At 31.7% G+C, this 637-nt stretch carries 2 protein-coding genes; both read left to right on the plus strand.

Annotated elements, in window-relative coordinates:
* Positions 1-172: 172 nt before the first annotated feature.
* Complete coding sequence (locus tag JWG44_RS12680; protein WP_205275331.1) at positions 173-475, plus strand: nucleotidyltransferase family protein; 303 nt, start codon at positions 173-175, stop codon at positions 473-475.
* Positions 465-637, plus strand: a 173-nt coding sequence (locus JWG44_RS22690) for a HepT-like ribonuclease domain-containing protein (RefSeq protein WP_205275332.1), incomplete at its 3' end; no start/stop codon positions are given. The genes JWG44_RS12680 and JWG44_RS22690, both read left to right, overlap by 11 nt.

Raw genomic sequence — 637 nt, forward strand, 5'->3', positions numbered from 1 at the left:
TAGAAAAATTGAAGTTGTAAGGAAATGCCATTTCAATAATTTATTCGAGACTATTGAGTATTAAATTAGGGAAGGGATTACTCTTCTAAAACAGAGTAAAAAGTATATAATGTTTAAAACCTTGACAATTACTATACCAATATTTAGCTATAATAGATAGTGGACACTATTTATGAAAAACTTTTCCCGAGATACGATTATTAAGCAGCTCTCTACTAACATGGAGAAGATTCGATCCTTCGGAGTAATTCATATCGGGTTATTTGGATCATATGCAAAGGACGAGAACCAGGAGGAAAGTGATGTAGATATTCTTGTTGAGTTCGCTCCTAACATGAAGTCCTTTGCTAATTATATGGGTTTAAAGATTTTATTAGAGGATTTATTTGAAAAGAAAATTGACTTAGTAATTAAAGAAAAGATTAAACCACGTATTAAAGAACAGATATTAGAAGAAACAATCTATGCCGCGTGACGTAGCCGTTTTACTAGATGACCTGTTAATATCTTTAAAAGAAATTTCTCAATTTTTAGAAGGTATAAGCTCTTTAGAACAATATAAAGCTGATATTCTAAGAAAGCGAGCTGTTGAAAGAAACTTAGAGGTGATCGGCGAAGTAGCTAAGAAAATCCCAGA

Source organism: Leptospira ainazelensis (genome assembly GCF_016918785.1).
Taxonomy (GTDB): domain Bacteria; phylum Spirochaetota; class Leptospiria; order Leptospirales; family Leptospiraceae; genus Leptospira; species Leptospira ainazelensis.

Coding starts and splice junctions, on each gene's coding strand:
- JWG44_RS12680 (WP_205275331.1), top strand. CDS start 173: ATGAAAAACTTTTCCCGAGATACGATTATTAAGCAGCTCTCTACTAAC.